Genomic DNA, 21,745 nt, shown 5'->3' on the forward strand with positions numbered 1-21,745 from the left:
ATCAAAGGAAATATTATGGCACTTATTCAAGCACCAAATGCAATAGTCATGGTTCGTCCATGGAAATTTTTTTCTAACCCTGAAACAGTATCTGATAATGCATTCCAAAAGGAAAATACAGAAAATATAGAAAATATATCAAAAAAAGCCCTACATGAATTTGATACTGCAGTTGAAAAATTAAAGCAACATGGTATAACTGTACATGTATTTGATGATTTTGGAGAAAAAGAAACTCCTGATTCTGTTTTTCCAAACAATTGGTTTTCAACGCACAATGGCGGTCACATAGCAATCTATCCTATGTTTTCTCCAAACAGAAGAAGAGAAAGAAGAAGTGATATCATAGAAATGCTCAAATCAGAATATAGAGTTCAAGATGTTATTGATTTTTCTGGCTTAGAGTGGGATAATCTCTTCTTAGAAGGTACTGGAGCAATGGTTTTAGATAACATAAATAGGATAGCTTATACTGCAAAATCAAACCGTTCAAATGAGATAATCCTAGAAAGATTTTGCTCAATATTTAAATACGAACCAATGGCATTTGATACATCTGATGCAAATAACAATGCAATCTATCATACAAATGTAATGATGTGTATAGCTTCAAAATACGCGCTTATTTGCCTTGATATGATTGTAGATAAAAAAAGAAGAGAAGAAGTTAAGCAAAGACTTGAAGAAGGAGGTTTTGAAGTCATACCTCTAAGTTATGAGCAAATAGATAATTTTGCTGGAAATGCAATTGAGCTAACTGGAGACAACAACCAAAGTTATTTAGTTATGTCTCAAAGAGCAAAAGATGCACTAACTAAAGAACAAATCGACATCATAGAAAAAAGCTCAATCATTTTACCACTTAAAGTACCTACAATTGAACTTGCAGGTGGATCTGTTAGATGCATGATTGCTGGGATTCATCTAAGTCCAAGACACTAATTTTAACAAAATGTTAGAGGCAAAATAAAAATTAGATAATATTTTCATATTGTGATATAATAGTGACAGTTTAAACAAAGGAGAGAAAATGAAAATTTTAATTTTTAGTTTATTAGCCTCTATGTTAGTCTTTGCTAGTAGTGATTTTGACGAAGGAAGGGCTTTGTATGTTAAAGCTGATTGTAAAGAATGTCACCTGCAAGGTGCAAAATTTGATCCAAATTCTATAAACAAAAAAGGAACTAGTTTCAAAGCAAAAGATCTAAAGCAGATAAAGGCGTGGGTTGAAATGTGTGATAGTAACTTTGATACTGGATGGTTTCCCGAAGAACAAGAAAAAGTTGCAAATTACCTAAATAAAGTTTTTTATAAACACAAATAAGAAGAGCTTTTGCTCTTCTTATTATTTTTCTAAAGCCTTGAAAATTTCAACCGCATCAAGTTTTTCCCAAGGATAATCACTTTGTCCTACTTGGCCACGAGCTGCAACATCTGCATATAAAAATGTTTCACTACCTGGCTTGTCTAAACCAAACTTGTCTGTAATCCATCTAGGAGTAAGGCTAAAAGTTTGACTTACAAAGTTTGAAAGTGTATCATCATCTACACTTGTAAAAGTTCCAAAAGTATCTACACTTACTGAAACTGGTTTTGCTACGCCTATCGCGTATGAGAGTTGAACTGAACATTTTTTAGCAAGTCCTGCTGCTACTATATTTTTTGCAATCCATCTAGCTGCGTACAATCCACTTCTATCAACTTTTGTATAATCTTTAGAACTTTGAGCACCACCACCTATTGGAGAGTACCCACCAAAGCTATCTACTATCAGTTTTCTTCCGGTTAATCCAGAATCATGTAAAGAGCTATGATTTACATATCTTCCTGTTGGGTTTATATGTATGATTGTATCATTTGGATCATATAACTCAGTTGGTAAACCTGTATCATCAATAAGACCTTTTATAAGAGCTCTTACCTCTTCTATTGGCATTGACTCAACTGAAGGAGCTGACACTACTATGGTGTGTATTTTTTGTGGTTTACAATTTTCAAAATTCTCTTTGCTTCCATAATCAATAGTAACTTGAGTCTTTATATCAACTCCCAATTTATGCTTGTGATTTAGTGCATAATTGTAAACTTTATCACATAACATTCTTGCATAAAAGATTGCTGCTGGCATCAAATCAGCTGTTTCATTTGAAGCAAATCCAAACATAATCCCCTGATCTCCAGCTCCAATTTCTCCGCTTTCTTGATCAACTCCTTGATTGATATCTGGGCTTTGCTGATTTAAAAGAATTTGAACATCTACATCATCAGGATATAAGCATTGTTCCCTACTAAAAGCTGATTTTCCATCATATCCAATTTTAACAAGAGCATCTTTTACAATTTTTTCATAATCAGGATGCTTTTTTGTAGATACTTCGCCACCTACTACTATATGCTTTCCAGCAACAAATACTTCACTAGCAACTCTAGCATTAGAATCTTCAATCAAAAGAGCATCTACAATGCTATCAGCTATGATATCAGCACATTTATCAGGGTGACCTGGACTTACGACTTCACTTGTAAAGAGGTATTGTGTTTTCACAGAATCTTGTGTTTTGTTTTGCATTTTGTTTTCCATTTCTTTGTTTTCCCGTTTATAATTACTTATAAACCTGTTTTCCATCCTTTTGTTTTCCATTTTTTCAAAAACACATTTGTTAGTAAGAAAAAATAAAATTTAAAAGTTTGAACCAAGGCTTTTTTAAGTACCTGCTAGGTACTTATAGCCCACCTATTTCTTTAAAAGAGGTAATTTTACTCCCATTTAACTTAAAATAAAATTCCATATTGGAATTACTAAAAAAGAAAATAAAATTCCAAGCCCCAAAGAGTTTATTGCTAAATCTTTATTTAATCCACCTCTTATAGCAAGTACGGTCGCCATAGTCATTGGTGGCATTGCTACTTCTAAGATGCTTATCTTAGCCCAATTCTCAGTAAAATCAAAAAAAGGATAAACCAGCATAAAAACTATCAGCGGAGTAAGTATCATTTTGATTAAAAGTGCTATCATACTCTCTTTAAAATAATTTTTAAAAGCCTTAATCTCTAGTTTCATACCGACTATCATGGTAACTAATGGTATAAGAGTATATTCTAATTTTTGAAGTACATTTTCTAAAAAAACAGGAAATTCAACACCATGAAAAAAAATAGCTAAGATGATAGACAATAAAGGCGGAGTTAAAATCATCTTTATTTTTTCAAAAGTACTAAGTTTTATCTCTCTTTGAGCTCCCCATGAGATTAAAACCATACCGATAGTCAGTAAAGCTAAAAAACTTCCGATTTGATCATATACCAAAGGATAAACTAGTTCATTTGCACTATAAAGAGATTCTACATATGAAAATCCAACAAACGATGTATTTCCAAAAACAGACACAACCATAAATGTCGCCAATACTTTTCTCTCAAGTTTTAAAAACTTACCTACAAAGTAAGAAAGCACGGCTGATATTGTCATAGCAATGTAAGCAATGATAATGATATTAAAAACTACTTCGTTAAATTCTAACTCTCTAATTTTAACCAAAGCAAGAGCAGGAAGAGAGAAGTAAATAACAAACTCAATAAGAGATTCAGATATATCTCTTTTGAAAACCTTAAACACATATCCAAGTGCCACGAAAATAAAAACTGGCATTATATCAGCTATCAACACAAACACCTATTCAACAAATCTATCTGCACGTAAAATTCCTTTATTTTTGTTGTTTAATATAAAAATCCAAATAACCAAAGTGGGATTTTATTGCCACTTCCAACCTCAATATCATCAGCAACTACAAAACTATTTTCTATATCTTTTATCTGCTTGAAGCTTTTACTTTTCCCACCAACTTCTATAGTATATTTATCATCAACTAAAAAATCACCTTGTTTACTAATGCTCAATCTGTCTTCATGAAACATACTCATAAAAAACACTTCTCTAATAGTTCCTATTTCACTACTGCTACAGTATGCAAAGTGTAAATTTGTATTGGCAAGATACAATTTATCTGGTTTTGTAAAAATGTTATCACCTTTTGACTTTGCTCTTAAAATACTTAATATTTTTCCTCTTTTTAAATACTCCATATATTTATAGAGTGTCTGATAATCATTTATGCCAATTCTATTTGATAACTCTTTTATATTTATTTTAAAAGGCTTAGATAAGCATACAAGTTTTATCAGTTTTTTCAAATTTATAATCTTTTCATACTCGATTGGAAATATTGATGGAATATCAACTTCAATAACTGTATTTATAGTCTCTTGAAGCTTTATAAGATAATTATCTCTATCTTCAAAATAAAATGGATAATAACCCTTTTGAATATACTCTTGAAAAAACTCAAATGGTTTTAATTTAGTCCCAAGCTCATATGCTATGTTTGTATGATTGTCAAATATCTCACTACTTGTAAAAGTCGGTAAAGTCATAGAAGTTTTTAACTCTATAAACTCTCTAAAAGACAATCCTTTCATATTGTACAAAAATGCTCTTCTGCTTAAATCTCCTTTTGCATTATCCAGTTTCAATGCACTTGAGCCTGAAAAAATCACTTTTAAATCAAGCATATCATAAATCTTTTTCAACTCTATTTCAAAATTTTTATATTTATGAATTTCATCTATTATTAAAAGTTCTCCGCCCTCTTTTGAAAAAGAGTATGCAATCTCAAACAGAGATTCCAAATCAACAACATCTGCACTAAAATAAAGTTTTTTAGATAATGGTAAAGGATTTTCGTTTAAATATTGAAGTAAAAAAGTGGTTTTCCCAACACCTCTAGCACCAATAATACCAATAAGTTTTTGATTGAAATTTACCTCTTTATGTATATACCTTTTATATTTTTCATTAAAAATTCTTAAATAGTTTAATTGATAATCTTTGAGTTGCGTTAGCATATCTAGCCTTTTTATGGTTGTAACCATAATATTGTATCATAATATTATGCTTTAAAGTATAAATTAGTTTAAAACAATTCAACCTTTTTATCTTTACATGTAGAAAGTTTATTTAAAAAATCATCTCTTTTTACAATACTAGCGCCTAAACTTATGAGATGTTCTGTTGGCATTTGACAATCTATAAAATCTCCACCATTTTTTCCCATCACTTCACACAAATTCCAAAGTGCTACTTTTGAAGCATCACTAACTTTGCTAAACATAGACTCTCCACAAAATACAGAGCCAATTTGAACTCCATATAACCCACCAACTAACTCACCATCTTGATAACATTCCACACTCTTAGCAAAACCTTCTACATGTAAAGAAATATAAGCTTCTAGCATCTCATCTGTTATCCATGTATCTTCTCTTAATTCTTTACATGTAGAGATAACTTTCTCAAAATCACTATTGAAGTTTACTTCAAATTTTTTTCTACTTTTTTTCAAAGATTTAGTAACTCTAAAATCGTTTGGGAAAAGTAATAACCTAGGATCTGGTGACCACCAAAGAATTGGATCATTTTTTGAATACCAAGGAAAAATTCCACTTTTATAGGCACTCAAAAGTCTTTCTACACTCAAATCTCCTCCCCAAGCAAGAAGTCCATGTGAAGTAGCACTTCTTGGATTTGGGAACACATATTCATCATCTAGTAGCTTTGGTATTTCAACTTTGATACTCAAAACTTAAAGCTTCTTTCTTAAAATCAATCTTAACTGTTCCACCATTTTTTAACTTTCCAAAAAGTATCTCATCACTAAGCGGAGTTTTAACTTCATCACTGATAACTCTTTGCATAACTCTTGCACCAAGTTCAGCAGAGTATCCTTTTTTTGCTAAGTAAGTTTTAGCTTTTTTTGAAGCTTCGATTTTTATCTTTTTATCTTTTAACTGATTTTCTAACTCTCTTAGTAATTTCTCAACAATGCTAATCATAACTTCAGTTGGAAGTGGAGCAAAGTTTACTATGGCATCTAATCTATTTCTAAATTCTGGTGCAAAAAAGTCTTTTATAGCATTTTCGCTTTTAAAACTGCTCTCTTTTGTAAATCCTACTTGATTTGCCTCTTTTGTTCCAAGATTTGAAGTCATTATGATAATTACATTTCTAAAATCAGTTTTATTTCCATCATTATCTGTTAAAGTTGCACTATCAAACACTTGAAGCAATATATTTAGTAAATCAGGATGTGCTTTTTCAATCTCATCTAGCAAAAGTACACTATAAGGGTGTTTTTTTATAGCTTCAGTTAACTGACCACCCTCTTCATACCCAACATAACCAGGAGGCGCACCTATGAGTCTACTTACAGTATGTTTTTCCATATACTCACTCATATCAAATCTCTCAAAATGAATTCCAAGTTCATTTGATAGTTGTTTTGCAACTTCAGTTTTACCAACTCCAGTAGGCCCAGCAAATAAAAATGCACCGATTGGACTAGTTGGATTTCCAAGCCCTGCTCTGCTTCTTTTTATAGCAGTTACTAAAGTCTCAATAGCCTTGTCTTGTCCAAAAACTTTTGATTTAAGCTTACTATCCAAATCTTTCATCAATTCGCCTTCATCAACGCCAACATTTGGATTTGGAATATTTGCAACTTTTGATAAAATTATATTTATATCATGCAGAGTTACTACTTTTCTCTTTCTTTTATTTAGAGCAAAAGAAGCTCCAACCTCATCAATCAAATCAATCGCACTATCAGGCAAAAATTTATCATTTATGTATTTTTTTGCAAGCTCAACTGAACTTTTTAAAACTTTTGGAGGATATTTTATGCCATGATGCTCTTCATAATACTTTTTAAGTCCTAAAAGTATCTCGTATGAATCTTCCAAACTAGGCTCGCTAACATCAAGCTTTGAAAACCTTCTACTAAGAGCTCTATCTTTATCAAAAAAGTTTCTAAATTCACTATAAGTTGTAGCTCCTATACACTTAAGTTCTCCAGTTGCCAATGTTGGTTTTAATAGGTTTGATAAATCCATAGAGCCACCACTAGTTGAGCCAGCTCCTACAATAGTGTGAATTTCATCTATAAATAAAATTGCTTGTTTTTCTTTTTTGAGCTCATTTAAAACATCTTTTAATCTTTTCTCAAAATCTCCTCTATACTTAGCTCCACTCAAAAGAGAGCCAATATCAAGTGCATATAACTTTGCATCTTTTAAGATTTCTGGAGTTTCATTGTTTACAATCTTTAAAGCCAAACCTTCAACAATCGCAGTTTTTCCAACACCAGCTTCACCTACTAAAATAGGATTATTTTTCTTTCTTCTACAAAGCACTTGCATAACTCTGTTTACTTCGTCAGCTCTTCCAATCAAAGGATCAATCTTGCCTTTTTTAGCAAGTTCAATCAAATCAATAGTATAAAGCTCCAATGCGCTCTTTTTATCTTTTTCTTGAGTAACTTCAGGAGAAGTCACTTGAGTTATGATTTCTAAAATATCTAGCTTTTCGACTCCTTGAGATTTTAGTAAAATTACACTGTATGATTGTTCTTCATCAAAGATGGCTACTAGCATATCTGTTAATGTTGCTTGAGTTTTACCTGAGCCTTTTACATGTATCATCATGCTTTCAATTGCTCTTGTTAGAGAAACTGTCTCAAAGGGTTGATAATCAGCTTTATCGTTTACTTTTTCAATACTATTTAAAAAATATACCATCAAATTTTTTTTCAAAAATTCACAATCTGCTCCACACTTTAAAAGAATGTCTTCTATTTGCTTGTTGTGAATAAGTGAATAAAAAATATGCTCAATTGTTATATACTCATGTTGATTTTCTTTTGCAAAACTTATTGCATCTGCAAATACAGAATTTAACTCTTCGCTTACCATTTTATTCTTCCTCCATTATAGCTCTTAAAGGAAATTTATTTTGTTTTGCATAAGATAAAACCTGCGCTACTTTTGTTTCGGCTATATCGTATGTATAAACTCCACATACTCCACTTCCACTGTTGTGAATTTTAAGCATTATTGCATGAGCTTCTTCTTCATTTTTATGAAAAATCAACTTCAATACATTTACAACAAACTCCATACTTGTATAATCATCATTTAAAAGCAAAACCCTATACATTTTAGGCTTTTGTAGCTCAATTTCTGACTTTACTTCCTCTTTAAATTTACTCATTAGTTGATTTTATCCTATTTATGTCTTTTTCTATAATTTCTGTTTCAATTGCCCCAATATAAAAATTGTCATTTGGACTTTCATCATAAGGGTCCGTAACTTTTTGATATTTTCCATTTTTCAAAACTACCTTAAATGGTACTTGAACAGCTCTATTATAATCTATATCTTTTGTAACTGTATTGAGTAATTTTTCATTGTTAGGTGAATTAACTATGAAATAATAAGCATTGTATTTTGATACAAAATTATCTCTTACATACTCATTAGTAACATCTTCAAGAGATGTAAACCCAATCAATACTACATCTTTATCGTTTTTTAACTGAAAATTCATCAACTTTGGTGCTTCTTTTTGACAAGGTCTACAAAATGTACCAAAAAAATCAAGTATCAAAATTTTATTTTCATTACCTTTTAAAACAAACCCTCCATCTTTTCTAAGAAGAGTCATTTTTGTTCCTAGTACACTCTCAAGCTCAATTACATCACCATTTTTGTATGTCTCTTGTACTGGTCCATCTTGAGTGCTATCAGAACAGCCTATAAAAATAAAAATTGTTATTATACTCGCTAAAATTTTCAAAAAACGCATTATTAGTTCCCTTTTAGTTTAAAATTTAATATGATTATTCTACCAATCAAATATAAATAGTTTATAAACTATTTATAAAAATGATTTTTCATAGCAATTTGAGCTTCCCTATTTGCTGTTTTCCTCTTTAAATCTTCTCTTTTATCATGCAACTTTTTACCACGAGCAAGTGCAATTTTGATTTTAACTAAGTTTTTATGACTTAAGTAAAGTGAAGTTGGTACAATACTAAGTCCATCTTTCATCACTCTTTGCTCTAGTTTGTCTATCTCTTTTCTATGAAGTAAAAGCTTTCTATCTCTTCTCTCATCAGGTCTGTAAAACGAGTGAGTTGTTTCAAGATTTGAAATATGTGCATTTAGCAAAAATGCCTCACCTTTTATAATCCTAACAAAAGAGTCTTTTAAATTAACCCTTCCCCTTCTTATAGCCTTTACTTCGCTTCCCTTAAGCGCAATACCTGCTTCATACTCTTCTAAAATCTCATAATCATGATATGCTTTTTTATTTCTTGCTATTGTTTGTCCCATATATATTTTTATCCTCAATTCTATCTTTCCAATAATTTGGCTTACGATGTAAATTTGCTATTGCCACAATTAGTATCTTTTCATCATATATTTTATAAATCACTCCATACGGAAAACTTTTTACTAAACATCTTCTTGTATTTTTCGTTATCTTTTGCCAAGTATAAGGGAAAAACTTTATCCTTTCTAATGATTTTATAACCTCATCAATAAATCTATAGCCTAACTCTTTCTGTTGAAATTCATAGTATTCAAAAGAATCATCAAGCTCTTTTTGAGCTATATCTAAAAACTCAAACTTCATATTTTTTAAATACTTCTTTTATAGACACTGTTTCTATATCTCCATTTTCATAAGCTTCAACTCTATTTTCTACTTCTTCTTTCCAGAGTTCTTCTACTTCTTGATTTGGTATATCAAGACTCAATATTAGCTTATCAATAAGTTCAGCTTTTTGTGCTGGTTTCATAGTCATAACTTCTTCAAATATATCTTCTTTTGCTAACATGAATTCTCCTTTATATTCTTTACTACTTTTAATCCACCAACATTATTTTAATAATACTTTTAATCTCATTAATTTTCTTAGAACTTATCTTAACATCTAATTCTTTGATAATTCTTTTTATAGAAACTGTTCTTATCTGGTCAAGCACTACATAACTATCTTTTTTTAACTTTACTCTTGTTGGGTAATCTTTATATTTTGAAGCTATAGGAGCAACTATAATATTGCTATAGTTCATCTCTTTTGGAGATATTATCAAACAAGGCCTCGTTTTTTGTATCTCGCTACCTAATTTTGGATCTAAATTAATCAAAACTACTTTGTATTGGTTATAATTCATCCCAATCTTTCATATCTAGATTATCGTCTATCAAAAGAGTATTTTCACTATTTTTAAACTTATCTTCCCAACCAACTCTTGGATTTTCCAAAACATCTAAAACAATACTATTTTCTTTTACATGTAAATCAAAGGCAGTGGGTTTTTCAAACATTTTTAAAATACTAGCAGGGATTCTAATCCCTTTACTTGTACCTATATCAATAAGTGAAACTTGCAAGGCAAATCCTTTTTATATAATTATATTATAGCTATATTTATTTGTCAATTTTTACTCTAAAAAAACTACTTCCACTTCCGCTAAAAAACCAACTATCTTTTCTATAATCATTTAGTTTGGGATATACTTTTAAAGCTACTCTAAATAAATCATTTAGAGTTATATCTGAATAAGTTTTTAAGAGCTCAGTTGATTTCATTTTTGACATCTTTTTAGCCAAAACTGGCTCTATTATATAATTTTGCCTAAAAGCTTTATATACTTCTTTAGTATCACATTTTATGTTTGGTGTAAAAACTTCAATATCAAGTAAATCTTCTTCAAACTCTTCTACAATTTCACCAATTCCACTTACATTTGCACTATTGTAATCATAGACAAAAAAAGGAACATCTGCTCCTACTTCTAAGCCGATCTTTGCTAGTTCTTCTTCACCCAAACCAAGGTTTAGTTCACTGTTTATCATATGTAAAAAAACGGCCGCATCGCTACTTCCACCTCCAAGACCTGCAAAAGATGGTATATTTTTTTCTACATGTAAAGAGTGGTTTTTAAAAAAATCTTTTAATTTATCCTCAAATCCAGCTTTACATGTAGCCTTATAGGCTTTGTAGATTGTATTTGATTCAGTTTTACAGCCAAAATCTCCAACAAGTTCAAACTCTTGGTTTGTTTTTTTATCTTTAAATTCCAAATAATCACTTAAATTTTTTACTTTTACAAACCTAGATAATATCTCATGATAATTATCTCTTTTTCCAACGATTTTTAAAAAAACATTTACTTTAGCAAATGCAGGATATCTCATTTTTTCAACTTATTTGTAAAATCTTTTAGAGCTTCTATATCTTGATTTTTACTAGTTGCTTCTAGGTTAAGTTTTTTAACCTCTTCTTCTAGCTCTTCTCTTAAGATTAGCATATCTTCTGGTGCATCAAAGCCAATCCTTACAACACCCTTTGAAATGTCAATAATTCTTATGGTTACTTTTTCATCTAAAACAACTGCTTCGCCAACTTTTCTAGATAGAATTAACATAGTTTTACCTTATTTAGTACATATTCTACTTTTTCATCTTCTACATGTAAAAAACAAAATTCATCTTCTAAGACAATTTTGTATAAGCCATTTTCTTTTATTTTCAGATTTTTTATATCAAGTTTTTTACCAAGTCTGATATCTTGTATATCACCTAAATAAAAGTTTTCTTTTACATCAATATAATCAAGGGGATTTAGCTCTTTTTCATTCTCGTATACAAAATCACCCTCACTCAATCTCTCCAAAGAACTAAGAGCTCCATTAAAACCAAATTTTGAAGCTATTATATCACCAATACTTCTTATGTATCCACCCTCACTTATGGTTATCTCAAAAGTTAAAAATGGATGCATATAGCTTATAACTTTAAAATCATAAATTGTGCTTTTTATTTTTTTAAGTTCAAACTCTTTGCCATCTCTTGCTAAATCATAAGCTCTTTTACCATCTACTCTTTTAGCACAATATTTTGGAGGTAAGTACTCAATCTCACCTTTTAAAGTATTAGCCACTATTTCTACACTTACATCGGCAAATGGCATAACTTCGTCCACTTTTTCAATCTTTTCAATATCTAGTGTTGGACTATAAGCTCCAAGCCACAAAGTTGCTCTATATGATTTCTTCTTTTTGTTTAAAAATCTAAAAAGTTTAGTGTATTGTCCAAAAGCAATGATTAAAACACCTTTAGCAAATGGATCAAGGGTTCCACTAAATCCTGCTTTTTTAACTCCATATCTTCTTTTAATGCTAGTTAAAAATCTATTTGATGAAATGCCAGCAGGTTTATAAGCTACAAATAATCTATTTGTCATATTTTCTCCACAAAAGAGGCAAGAATATCTCTTTTTGTTCCACTAAAGTTGATTTTTAGTTTAAATTCACGTTTGACTTTACTAATCTCAAAAATTCTTCCGATACCAAAAATCTTGTGTTTAACTAAATCACCTTTTTTAAAAGATGTTGTCTTTTCCAATGATAGTGAACCTTTACAAACTCCACACTCTTTTAAAAACCTACTCTTTTCTAATTCAGTTCTTCTTCCTTTATAAAATCTACTTGATGAAAAACTAAGAGTCAACTCTTCTCTTGCCCTAGTAATAGCAACATATCCTAAGCGGCGTTCTTCTTCGATATCACTTCCATCTCCAATCAAAGGCAAAAAGCCCTCTTCTAAACCGATAACAAAAAGATAATCAAACTCCAAACCTTTTGCAGCGTGTATACTCATAATGGATATATTTTCACTATCTATTGCATCAGCCTCACTAGCAAGTGCCAAATCGTTTAAAAATTCATCAATACTTAAATCAGGGTTTTGCTTAATAGAATCTCTATAAAGTGCGTAAAATTCATCAATATTTGCTACCCTCTCAAGTGAATCTGGAAGCATTTCATAGTATTTTTTGATACCAAAAAGTTCTTCAAGCTCATCTATCACATTAAAAGTTGCATTGTTTGAAACTTCTATAAGCTTGTCAATATTATCTATAAATTCAATAAGCGAAGAAAATGATTTTTTACTAACTAAATCTTTTAAATCATTTTGATAATTTTTGATATATTCATAAACTGATACTCTATTTTCATATGCCCCTTTTAGTATCTTATCTATTGTAACTTTTCCCAAGCCTCTTTTTGGTTTGTTAATTATTCTTTTGATAGAAAAATCATCATTTGGATTTGCTATAATTCTTAAATAACTTATGAGGTCTTTTATCTCTGCTCTTTCGTAAAACTTTACTCCACCAACCATATTATAAGGGATTTTTTCTCTGTTTAATCCCTCTTCTAAAGAACGACTAAGTGCATTTATACGATAAAGTACAGCAATATCTTTTGGGCTAACTCCATCATTTATTAGTTTTTTTATTCTTTTTGCAACAATTGTTGATTCATTCTTTTCATCAACAGATTCTATCAGAGCTATACTAGTACCTTCACCTTTTGTACTTTTTAACACTTTTCCTAATCTTGAACGATTATGTTCTATGAGGTTATTAGCAGCTTCAAGGATTTTTGCAGTTGATCTGTAATTATTTTCTAATTTTATAACTTTTACATCATCAAACTGGTCTTTGAAATCTAAAATATTTTTTATATTAGCTCCACGCCATCCATATATACTTTGATCATCATCTCCAACTACACATATATTGTTATGATTTGAGCAAAGTTTTCTTAAAAGTCTGTATTGGAGTTCATTTGTATCTTGATATTCATCAACCATTATATATTGATATCTTTGGCTAGTTTCTTGGCATAAATCTTCATTTTCATCTAAAATTCTATATGGCAAAACAAGTAAGTCATCAAAATCTACTAAGTTATTATCATTTATATACTTTTCATACTGTTCATATAGTTTTGCTATTTTTTTATAATTTTCTTGTTCAGCTTTCTCCCAAGCAATCTGTGGAGTAATAAGAGAATTTTTATATCTTGAGATTTCATTTGCAACTAAACTTACAGGTAAATCAGAATTAAAACTCTTTATAATTCTTTTTTTGTCATCAGTATCAATCACAACAAAACTATTTTTTCTATTAAGTAAATTTATATGAAATTTCAAAAAAAGAAGTCCAAATTTGTGAAAAGTACATAAAAGTGGAGGATATGAGCTTTCATTGCCTATCATAGACATAGCTCTATCTCTCATTTCATTTGCTGCTTTATTTGTAAAAGTTAATGTAAGTGTATTTGATGCAGGAATTCCACAACTAAGTAAGTATGCCAATCTTGATGTAATAGTTTTAGTTTTTCCACTTCCAGCTCCAGCTAGTATCAAAATAGGTCCATCGATTGTTTTCACAGCTTCGCACTGAGCATCATTTAGTGATTCTAATATCTTTTCCATTTTCTCTTCTTTAAATAAGTTTATTTAATAGACTTCTTGCAAGACTCCTATACGCCTCAGCGCTTAATAGAGAGTTTTAATCAAGACAGATGTTCTTTTTCATAGCCATAGCTATAAGAAAGGTTATCTAACGCAGAGTAAAGCTCTCTATTAAGTGCCCGTAGGGATGGCTAAAAAGTAGCAATCTTGCACAAAAAAATATTTTATACTTAGCTACGGCTAGGAATAAAATTTATTTTGCACAATCTTACCACTTTTTAACCATCTGAGGTGTATAGGAGTCTAGTAAGAAGTCTTATTATATCAAAAATCTATTAAGACCCGATTAATGGCTTATACACTTTATTTAAAATTATTCAAACAGCAAATAAAGAAATCTAAAATTACTTATAAATTATCTTGTAATTACTATTAATTTTAGTTATAATTTCAAATTATATTTAAAAACTGAATTTATATACTATGATAGTATGTAATCTCAGTTAATAAAAATTTTTAGGGGATTACGGTGTTAAAGGACTTTACAAAAATAGACACTTTTCTTACTGTTGTAAAAGAAAAGAGTTTTTCAAAAGCTTCAAAAAAACTTGGTATTAGCCAGCCAGCAGTTACTCAACAAATAAAGATAATAGAAGACTATTTAGGTACTCAAATTGTTGATAGAAAGAAAAATGGTATCAAGCTTACAAAAGAGGGTGAAGAGTTTTACAAGATAGTAAATAGATTAGAGCGTTGTGTATTGAATGCTGAAAGAGATGTCATTAAGATTATAAATAAAGAAATTGTGTTTGTTATTGGTGCATCATTTATGATAGGAAACTATATTTTGCCTGATTTTTTAACAGAAATCCAAGGTGCAATAAAAAATGATGTGATGATAAAAGTAGATAGTGTAAGCAATATTACGGAAGAGCTATTGGATAAAAAAGTTGATTTAGCCCTACTTGAGTCACCTAAATTTAATGATGAGATAGTTTATAAAGAGTGGATGGATGATGAATTGGTTTTAGTAAGCAAAACTCCACTTCCAAAATATATTAATCCTGGCGAATTAAATAATTTTAGTTGGATTTGCAGAGAAGACAGCTCAAACACTAGACAAATCATAAAACAAGAGTTTGAAAAAATTGGTGTAGATTGTGATTCTTTTGATTTAAGAAGTGTTGTTACTAGCTCAACTGCTGCAAAACAGACTATACTTAAATCTCCAATAGTTGATGGAGTACCAACTGTTACAATTATATCAAAGCATATGGTAGAAGATAGAATTACAAACAAAGAATTACACTATGCTAGAGTAAAAGGCATAAAATTAACAAGAAAACTATATATTGCTCATTTAAAAGAGAAAAAAAGCGATCCGTTTATGGACAATGTTATAAACTATATCACAAGTAAAAAGAAGATTTAAGAAGTTACTTTTTTAGTAACTTCTCATTTTCTGGATTAGAAAGAAGTGCTTCCATACTTCTTTTTATCCCATCTTCTTTTTTCATTTTTGGCTTAGTTTTTGCTTCAACGCTTAGATTTATTAAGATTGGAGTTTCATCTATCAAAATTTGTAAAATTGAAAGCATAGGAACGCTTACTAGCGAGCCAAAATTTTCGTGTCCAAAACCAGCTTCAAAACTCATACCCCAATCATCTACAACACAACTCTCAAATGTATATCCAGCCAATACAAACATAGTAATTGGTTTGAATGAAGATGTAATTTCTTCAGGTAAAGGTGGATCAAAACTTATCTCACTAACATTTGTCAATATAGAAAAATTTACACCTTTTTTCAATAAAATTTCCAAAACCTCTTTTATGTGTCTTTTCATTTCACTTGAGAATTTTACATCATTTAACACATTTTGTAGCATCACAAATCCCTTTAAACTCATTTAAGAGTTTTCTAATTTCTTCTATACCAATTTGCCAGAATTCTTCTTTATCAATATCAAACCCAAATTTACTCACCAATTCTTTTGGGCTTTTACTTCCAGCTGCACTTAAAAATGAAGTGTAGTTTTCTATAAAATTATCATCTTTTTTACTTTTATATAATCCATAAAGAGCCAAGACTAAAAGTTGTCCATAAGAGTAAGAGTAACAATAAAATGGAGAATGAATAAAATGAGGGATATAGCTCCACCAAAGCTCATAATTTTTTGTAAGCTTTATGGAATCCCCAAACATTTTCTTGCTTTCTTCAATCCAAAACTTATTAAAAACTTCTAAACTAAGCTCTCCTTCATGAGCATGAACTTTTCTTTCAAATGTTGTAAAATTTATTTGTCTGTATAAAGTTGCAAAGATATCTTCTATTTTACTTGCGTATAAAGAGATTTTTTCTTCATCACTTAGTGTATCTTTTATATAATCAAAAACCAACATTTCTGCAAAAACTGAAGCAGTTTCAGAAGTAGTTAAAGGAGTATCTGAATTAATGTATCCTACATCTCTTGATAAATACTGATGAATAGCATGTCCTAATTCATGAGCAAGTGTAAAAAGGTCTCTTCTTCTATTTGTATGATTTAAAAGAACATACGGATGAGTATCAGTAGTAGCAGGGTGAGAAAAAGCCCCTCCTCTTTTACCATCTTTAGGATAAACATCTATCCACTTTTCATCAAACGCTTTTTTTGCGATACTAGCAAATTTTGGCGAGAATTTTTCAAATGCTTTTAATACAATCTCTTTTGAATCTTCAAAACTGTACTCCCTCTCTTTTTCTTCAAGTGGAGCATATCTATCATAATCATAAAGTTCATCAAGTCCAAGTAACTGTGCTTTTAATTTATAATAATCTTGAACCAAATCAAAACTTTCATTTGCACTATTTACCAAAGCATCGACACTTTTTTGTGTTATTTTATTGTCCATATGACGAGGAGTTTCAGGTAAATCATAACCTCTTAGTTCACAACTGTTTTTTAAATCAGTTTTTATCATGTTGTAGATATACCCAAGTAGTGGCTGATGTGGTTTTAAGCCTCTACTAAAAGCAGTAGCAGCTTTTTTTCTAACTTCTCTGTTTGGATTGTGAAGTAGTGATAAAATCTCTTCTTCAGAAATCTTCTTTTTGTCATACGTAAATTTTAACCTACTAAAATGCTCATCAAAAAGCCTACTCCAAGCACTACTTCTAGTGTTACTTGTTTTTAAAAGAATTCTCTCTTCTTTTGGACTTAATTGATGTGGCTTTTCTTGTTGTAAAGATTGTAAGTAAAACTTGTATTTACTAGTTCCATCAATAAACTCTTGCTGTTTTGCTTTATTTAGGCGATTAAACTCTAATTCAAAAAAAATCAAATACTCACTTACATTTGAATATTCATTTTGATATTTTGCATAGTAATTACCATTTGAAGAATCAGTAGCAAATTTTAAAAAAGCATATGTCATAATTTTACCCAAAATTTGACTTATACACTCATACTCACTAATTGCTTCAACGAATTCACTAGAGCTTAGCGTTTTTAATCTATTTTTATACATTTTTTCAAAAGTTTGTGCTTTTTGCTTTGCTAAAGCCAAATCTTTATCTAAATCATTTTCATTTTTATATAATGCACTCAAATCCCAATTCAAAAAATTATCCTTATATTCTTATTTATAAAAAATTCATTATAGCAAAATTTTCTACTTTTTTTAATCATTTCTCCTTTAAATATTGGTATTACATCATTTTCTAGTTTTATTACAAGAACGTGTTTCATTTACAATCTACCAATAAAGCATTTAATTGTGTATAAATGTAACATTTACATAAATTATTTGTGTAATAAACAGATTATTTTCAAAAAAGTCTCTTTGAGGTCACTTTGGATTCTTAGAATAGCTAAAATTTAAGGAGGAAAATAATGTTAGTATGGAAAAGAATGCCACTTTGGCAAAAAATTTTCATTGGACTTTGTTTAGGTTTAGTTGCAGGACTTACTCTTGGTGATACTGCTATTATGTTAAAACCTATTGGTACTTTGTTTATTAACTTAATCAAAATGCTAATAGTTCCACTTGTATTTGTTACTTTAGTAACAGGTATCACAGCAATGGAAGATATGAAAAAGATGAGACGTATAGGGTTGAAAACTTTCTTTTTATATCTTATAACTACAGCCATAGCAATTACAATTGGTCTTGTTATAGGTATTGTTTTGGAACCTGGAGTTGGTGTTTCTATGCAAAGTGCTACAACTATTGCTGCAAAAGAAGCTCCTTCTTTAGTAGATACATTTTTAAATATAATTACTAAAAATCCAATGGCAAGTTTAGCAAAAGGCAATATATTACAAATCATATTTTTTGCTATTATTCTAGGAATTTCAATAAATCTTGCAGGAGAAAAAGGTAAACCAGTAGCTAGTTTTTTTAGTTCATTTTCTGAAGTTATGTTTAAAATGACTGATATAGTTATCTCTTTTGCTCCTTTTGGTGTATTTGGTTTAATGGCATGGGTTTCTGCTTCTTACGGAATAGATGTGCTTTATAGCTTAGGTAAAGTTATCTTAGGTGTATATCTTGGATGTATTATTCATGCTCTTTTTACTATGGGCTTTACACTATCAGTAATAGCAAAATTAAGTCCAATTAAATTTTTCAAAGGTATTCTTGCAGCACAATCTGTAGCATTTACTACAACTAGTAGTTCAGGAACACTACCTATGACAACTCAGAATGTCATAAAAAACCTTGGTGTATCTAAACCAATAGCTAGTTTTGTACTCCCTCTTGGTGCTACAATCAATATGGACGGTACAGCTTTATATCAAGGTGTATGTGCTGTTTTTGTTGCACAAGCTTTTGGTGTTGATCTTAGTGTTGGAAACTATATGACTATAATCTTAACTTCAACACTAGCTTCAATCGGAACTGCTGGAGTTCCTGGTGCTGGTTTAATCATGCTTTCTTTAGTATTGACTTCTGTTGGTCTTCCTATGGAAGGTGTTGCTATCATCGCAGGAATTGATCGTATTTTAGATATGGCTAGAACTACTATAAATGTAACTGGTGATGCCATGGTTTCTGTTCTTGTTGCAAAAAGTGAAGGCGAACTTGACGAAAATATCTATAATAGTGAAAACGAATTACAAGAAGTTGCAGCATAACTACTTGAATCTGGGATATTATAAATATCCCAGATTTTTATAAAAAATCTATACTTAGATTTTCAATAATTTTAAAATCTAATAAAGCATTCATTATGGCAAAATGTTTAGCTTTTTTTAAATCATCTATATATAAATCTTTTGTTTTTAAAAAACCACTCCTTATTAATCTATCTCTTGTTGTACCGTTTAAAAGTGGAGTTCGTGGAGTAAACCATGTATCTTTGATAAAAAGTGCAATATTAGCGATACTTGTATCTTTTAATAAACCATTTTTTGTGATTATAATATCATCATACCCATCTACATGTAAAGCATCTAAATTTTTTCTATCTACATACTTAAAATCATATCTTATTTCACTATTTAGCACTTTAAACCTTCTAAAATTTCTAGGTTTTAACTCTCTACATGTAGTCTTTAAAAAATCTTTTTCATACTCAACTTTTAATGCTCCATTTTGTATATCAAAAGACAGTTTAGCCAAATCTAGTTTATCTTCATACCCAAAAAATTTTTGACGAGTGAAATCTACTCTTTTTTGATGAAACTCTAGATTTTTTAACTTAGAATTTTCTACTTTTATAGTTTCAAAACAAGGGAACATAAACTTTATCTTTCATCTCTTCATATTCGCTTAGATCATTACTATCTATTGTAATTCCACCACCACTTTTGTAAACATAGCCATCATTGGTTTTTTCAATAAATCTAATCATAACAGCACTATCTAAACTATTTCCATCATAATAACCAAAAATACCAGTAAAAAATCCTCTATCATAATTTTCAATTTTTTTAATGATTTCTACTGTTTTTTTCTTTGGAGTTCCACTGATTGAGCCAGCTGGAAGTAAACTTGTTATGATTTTTCCTAAATTATCGTGCCAACTATCGTTTAGTTTTGCTGTTATTTTTGAGCTAACTTGGAGTAGTTCTTTATCTCCAGCATTTATTTTATCGATATATCTAAATTTCTCAACCCTCACATCACTTGCTACAATTCCTAAATCATTTCTAAGTAAATCAACAACCATTGTATGTTCACTCATCTCTTTTTCATTTTCCAAGATACTCTGTTTTGCATTAGGAATTTTTGCATCAATTGTACCTTTCATAGGATATGTGCTTATTTGGTTATTTTGGATTTTTACAAATCGCTCTGGCGAAAAACAGACAAATTTATCTTTTACATGTAGTTTAAAAGGAGCTCTTGAGAGATAAAAAATCTCTTCTAAATGAATATCTCCTTCAAGCCTCGTTTGAAATGTGAGATTTAAAAGATAAGTGTTTCCTTTTTTAATCTCTTCTTTTACTTGCTCTATTGCTTTTTTGTAATTCTCAAAAGAGATATAATGTTTTTTTAAAATATGCGTAGTTTTTTGTGGAGTTTTACTCTCATAGTTTTGAAATTCAGCCAATTTGAAAAGTACATTTTCATCTTCAAAAAACCACTTTTTTGCTTCAAAATCTATTGCAAAAAAAACTGGTTTTCTTTTTTTCCCGCACTCATTTAATCTATCAATTAGCTCCAACAAGTTTCTCCAAAACTGCCATTCTTACAGCAACTCCATTTTTAACTTGCTCTAGGACTTTACATCTTGGATCTCTTAGCATTTCATCATCTATATCTACATTTCTATGAACTGGCCCAGGATGTAAAAGAAGTATATTTCTATCGCCTACTACATCTTTGGTTATACAAAAATCTTTTGCATAATCAGCTAAAGATGCATAGATTTGATTTTTATGTCTTTCTGTTTGAGTTCTTAAACTCATAACTATATCAACTTCATTTATAACTTCTTTTATGTTATGAGAAACTCTAAGTGAAGTTTGAGGTAAAAAGTGAGGAGGAGCAACTAAGATAACTTCTAAACCATAGCGACTTAAAAGCTCGATATTGCTATTTGCAACTCTTGAATTTTTTATATCTCCAACAATTGCAATTTTTTTACCTTTTAAATCTTTAAAATATCTAGTCATAGTAAAAAGATCAAGCAATGCTTGAGTAGGATGAGCATGGCTTCCATCACCACCATTTAAGATAGGACATTTGACATAATTTGCAAGTATACTAGGAACACCGGCATTTTTATGCCTTACAACAATAGCATCAGGTCCCATTGCATCAAGGTTAGCTGCTGTATCAAAAAGTGTTTCTCCTTTACTAGAAGAACTTTTTGATACATCTAAACTAACAACCTGAGCCTCTAATCTTTTAGCAGCAATTTCAAAACTACTTCTTGTTCTTGTTGAGTTTTCAAAAAAGATAGTGATTATCATCCTACCTTTTAGTATATCTCTTTGTTTTTCATCCAAAAACTCAGCAGCTCTTTTAAAAAGTGCATTAACTTCATCGATCGAGAAATCTCTAGTATTTATCAAGTGTTGCAATGTAAATCCTCAATTAAAATAATTGTAATTTTAACAAATTTGCACTTAATAAT

The 21,745-nt window shown here is 30.0% G+C and carries 25 protein-coding genes; 4 read left to right on the forward strand and 21 right to left on the reverse strand.

All coding sequences use genetic code 11. The features are described from left to right. Positions 1-15: 15 nt before the first annotated feature. Both ctlX and ACKGJI_RS07680 read left to right on the forward strand, forming a co-directional pair. Positions 16-942 carry a citrulline utilization hydrolase CtlX gene (gene ctlX, locus ACKGJI_RS07675; protein ID WP_458699704.1) on the forward strand — a complete coding sequence of 309 codons (927 nt, stop codon included), beginning with the start codon at positions 16-18 and terminating at the stop codon, positions 940-942. Positions 943-1,030: 88 nt separating this feature from the next. Next, entirely contained in the window at positions 1,031-1,324 is a 294-nt protein-coding gene (locus ACKGJI_RS07680; protein WP_458699705.1) for a hypothetical protein, read from the forward strand. Positions 1,325-1,345: 21 nt separating this feature from the next. Here ACKGJI_RS07680 and metK read toward each other — a convergent pair whose 3' ends face one another. From metK to ACKGJI_RS07760, 16 genes are all read right to left on the reverse strand, one after another. Then, entirely contained in the window at positions 1,346-2,569 is a 1,224-nt protein-coding gene (gene metK / locus ACKGJI_RS07685) for a methionine adenosyltransferase (RefSeq protein WP_458699706.1), read from the reverse strand. Between the two features lie 198 nt (positions 2,570-2,767). Next, the gene (locus tag ACKGJI_RS07690; protein WP_458699707.1) at positions 2,768-3,664 is read right to left on the reverse strand and encodes an AEC family transporter; all 897 of its coding nucleotides are present in this window, start codon (positions 3,662-3,664) and stop codon (positions 2,768-2,770) included. 56 nt (positions 3,665-3,720) lie between these two features. Next, positions 3,721-4,905, reverse strand: coding sequence for an ATP-binding protein (locus ACKGJI_RS07695; protein ID WP_458699708.1), 1,185 nt, complete (start codon positions 4,903-4,905; stop codon positions 3,721-3,723). Positions 4,906-4,973: 68 nt separating this feature from the next. After that, positions 4,974-5,639, reverse strand: a complete 666-nt coding sequence (gene aat / locus ACKGJI_RS07700) for a leucyl/phenylalanyl-tRNA--protein transferase (protein WP_458699709.1) — start codon at positions 5,637-5,639, stop codon at positions 4,974-4,976. Then, positions 5,623-7,806 carry an ATP-dependent Clp protease ATP-binding subunit ClpA gene (gene clpA / locus ACKGJI_RS07705; RefSeq protein ID WP_458699710.1) on the reverse strand — a complete coding sequence of 728 codons (2,184 nt, stop codon included), beginning with the start codon at positions 7,804-7,806 and terminating at the stop codon, positions 5,623-5,625. Before clpA ends, aat begins: the two co-directional genes overlap by 17 nt. A 1-nt stretch (position 7,807) precedes the next feature. Beyond that, entirely contained in the window at positions 7,808-8,104 is a 297-nt protein-coding gene (gene clpS / locus ACKGJI_RS07710; protein ID WP_458699711.1) for an ATP-dependent Clp protease adapter ClpS, read from the reverse strand. After that, complete coding sequence (locus tag ACKGJI_RS07715) at positions 8,097-8,699, reverse strand: thioredoxin domain-containing protein (protein ID WP_458699712.1); 603 nt, start codon at positions 8,697-8,699, stop codon at positions 8,097-8,099. The genes clpS and ACKGJI_RS07715 overlap by 8 nt, the downstream gene beginning before the upstream one ends. Positions 8,700-8,767: 68 nt before the next feature. Further along, positions 8,768-9,229: an SsrA-binding protein SmpB gene (gene smpB, locus ACKGJI_RS07720; protein WP_458699713.1), complete on the reverse strand. Its 462-nt coding sequence runs from the start codon at positions 9,227-9,229 to the stop codon at positions 8,768-8,770. Further along, a complete protein-coding gene (locus tag ACKGJI_RS07725) occupies positions 9,204-9,533 on the reverse strand; it encodes a type II toxin-antitoxin system RelE/ParE family toxin (RefSeq protein WP_458699714.1) in 330 nt (109 codons plus the stop codon). The genes smpB and ACKGJI_RS07725 overlap by 26 nt, the downstream gene beginning before the upstream one ends. Next, the gene (locus tag ACKGJI_RS07730; RefSeq protein ID WP_458699715.1) at positions 9,523-9,738 is read right to left on the reverse strand and encodes an addiction module protein; all 216 of its coding nucleotides are present in this window, start codon (positions 9,736-9,738) and stop codon (positions 9,523-9,525) included. The genes ACKGJI_RS07725 and ACKGJI_RS07730 overlap by 11 nt, the downstream gene beginning before the upstream one ends. A 28-nt stretch (positions 9,739-9,766) precedes the next feature. Then, complete coding sequence (locus ACKGJI_RS07735) at positions 9,767-10,078, reverse strand: type II toxin-antitoxin system PemK/MazF family toxin (protein WP_458699716.1); 312 nt, start codon at positions 10,076-10,078, stop codon at positions 9,767-9,769. After that, entirely contained in the window at positions 10,068-10,298 is a 231-nt protein-coding gene (locus ACKGJI_RS07740; RefSeq protein ID WP_458699717.1) for an AbrB/MazE/SpoVT family DNA-binding domain-containing protein, read from the reverse strand. The genes ACKGJI_RS07735 and ACKGJI_RS07740 overlap by 11 nt, the downstream gene beginning before the upstream one ends. Positions 10,299-10,335: 37 nt before the next feature. Then, positions 10,336-11,106, reverse strand: a complete 771-nt coding sequence (locus ACKGJI_RS07745) for a 4-(cytidine 5'-diphospho)-2-C-methyl-D-erythritol kinase (RefSeq protein WP_458699718.1) — start codon at positions 11,104-11,106, stop codon at positions 10,336-10,338. Further along, positions 11,103-11,336, reverse strand: a complete 234-nt coding sequence (gene csrA / locus ACKGJI_RS07750; protein WP_458699719.1) for a carbon storage regulator CsrA — start codon at positions 11,334-11,336, stop codon at positions 11,103-11,105. The genes ACKGJI_RS07745 and csrA overlap by 4 nt, the downstream gene beginning before the upstream one ends. Next, positions 11,330-12,154, reverse strand: a complete 825-nt coding sequence (truB, locus tag ACKGJI_RS07755; protein WP_458699720.1) for a tRNA pseudouridine(55) synthase TruB — start codon at positions 12,152-12,154, stop codon at positions 11,330-11,332. The genes csrA and truB overlap by 7 nt, the downstream gene beginning before the upstream one ends. Then, positions 12,151-14,196: an ATP-dependent helicase gene (locus ACKGJI_RS07760; protein WP_458699721.1), complete on the reverse strand. Its 2,046-nt coding sequence runs from the start codon at positions 14,194-14,196 to the stop codon at positions 12,151-12,153. The genes truB and ACKGJI_RS07760 overlap by 4 nt, the downstream gene beginning before the upstream one ends. A gap of 508 nt (positions 14,197-14,704) precedes the next feature. Here ACKGJI_RS07760 and ACKGJI_RS07765 point away from each other — a divergent pair. After that, positions 14,705-15,607 carry a LysR family transcriptional regulator gene (locus ACKGJI_RS07765; RefSeq protein WP_458699722.1) on the forward strand — a complete coding sequence of 301 codons (903 nt, stop codon included), beginning with the start codon at positions 14,705-14,707 and terminating at the stop codon, positions 15,605-15,607. Positions 15,608-15,611: 4 nt separating this feature from the next. Here the strand turns inward: ACKGJI_RS07765 and ACKGJI_RS07770 are convergent, their stop codons facing one another. Both ACKGJI_RS07770 and ACKGJI_RS07775 read right to left on the reverse strand, forming a co-directional pair. Beyond that, positions 15,612-16,064, reverse strand: coding sequence for a hypothetical protein (locus tag ACKGJI_RS07770; RefSeq protein WP_458699723.1), 453 nt, complete (start codon positions 16,062-16,064; stop codon positions 15,612-15,614). Further along, positions 16,042-17,778 (reverse strand): M3 family oligoendopeptidase, encoded by a 1,737-nt coding sequence (locus ACKGJI_RS07775; protein WP_458699724.1) that lies wholly within the window; start codon positions 17,776-17,778, stop codon positions 16,042-16,044. Before ACKGJI_RS07775 ends, ACKGJI_RS07770 begins: the two co-directional genes overlap by 23 nt. A gap of 272 nt (positions 17,779-18,050) precedes the next feature. Here ACKGJI_RS07775 and ACKGJI_RS07780 point away from each other — a divergent pair, with 272 nt between their 5' ends. After that, complete coding sequence (locus ACKGJI_RS07780) at positions 18,051-19,295, forward strand: dicarboxylate/amino acid:cation symporter (protein WP_458699725.1); 1,245 nt, start codon at positions 18,051-18,053, stop codon at positions 19,293-19,295. 37 nt (positions 19,296-19,332) lie between these two features. On the opposite strand, the gene ACKGJI_RS07785 is transcribed toward ACKGJI_RS07780, so the two are convergent. Genes ACKGJI_RS07785 through ACKGJI_RS07795 form a run of 3 tightly spaced genes read right to left on the reverse strand, consistent with a single transcriptional unit; the run spans position 19,333 to position 21,692 of the window. Continuing rightward, complete coding sequence (locus ACKGJI_RS07785; protein WP_458699726.1) at positions 19,333-19,902, reverse strand: aminotransferase class IV; 570 nt, start codon at positions 19,900-19,902, stop codon at positions 19,333-19,335. Then, positions 19,886-20,830, reverse strand: a complete 945-nt coding sequence (locus ACKGJI_RS07790; protein ID WP_458701715.1) for an aminodeoxychorismate synthase component I — start codon at positions 20,828-20,830, stop codon at positions 19,886-19,888. The genes ACKGJI_RS07785 and ACKGJI_RS07790 overlap by 17 nt, the downstream gene beginning before the upstream one ends. Beyond that, entirely contained in the window at positions 20,817-21,692 is an 876-nt protein-coding gene (locus ACKGJI_RS07795; protein ID WP_458699727.1) for an aspartate carbamoyltransferase catalytic subunit, read from the reverse strand. Before ACKGJI_RS07795 ends, ACKGJI_RS07790 begins: the two co-directional genes overlap by 14 nt. Positions 21,693-21,745: the final 53 nt, after the last annotated feature.

The sequence above is a fragment of the Sulfurospirillum sp. 1307 genome (assembly GCF_054408545.1).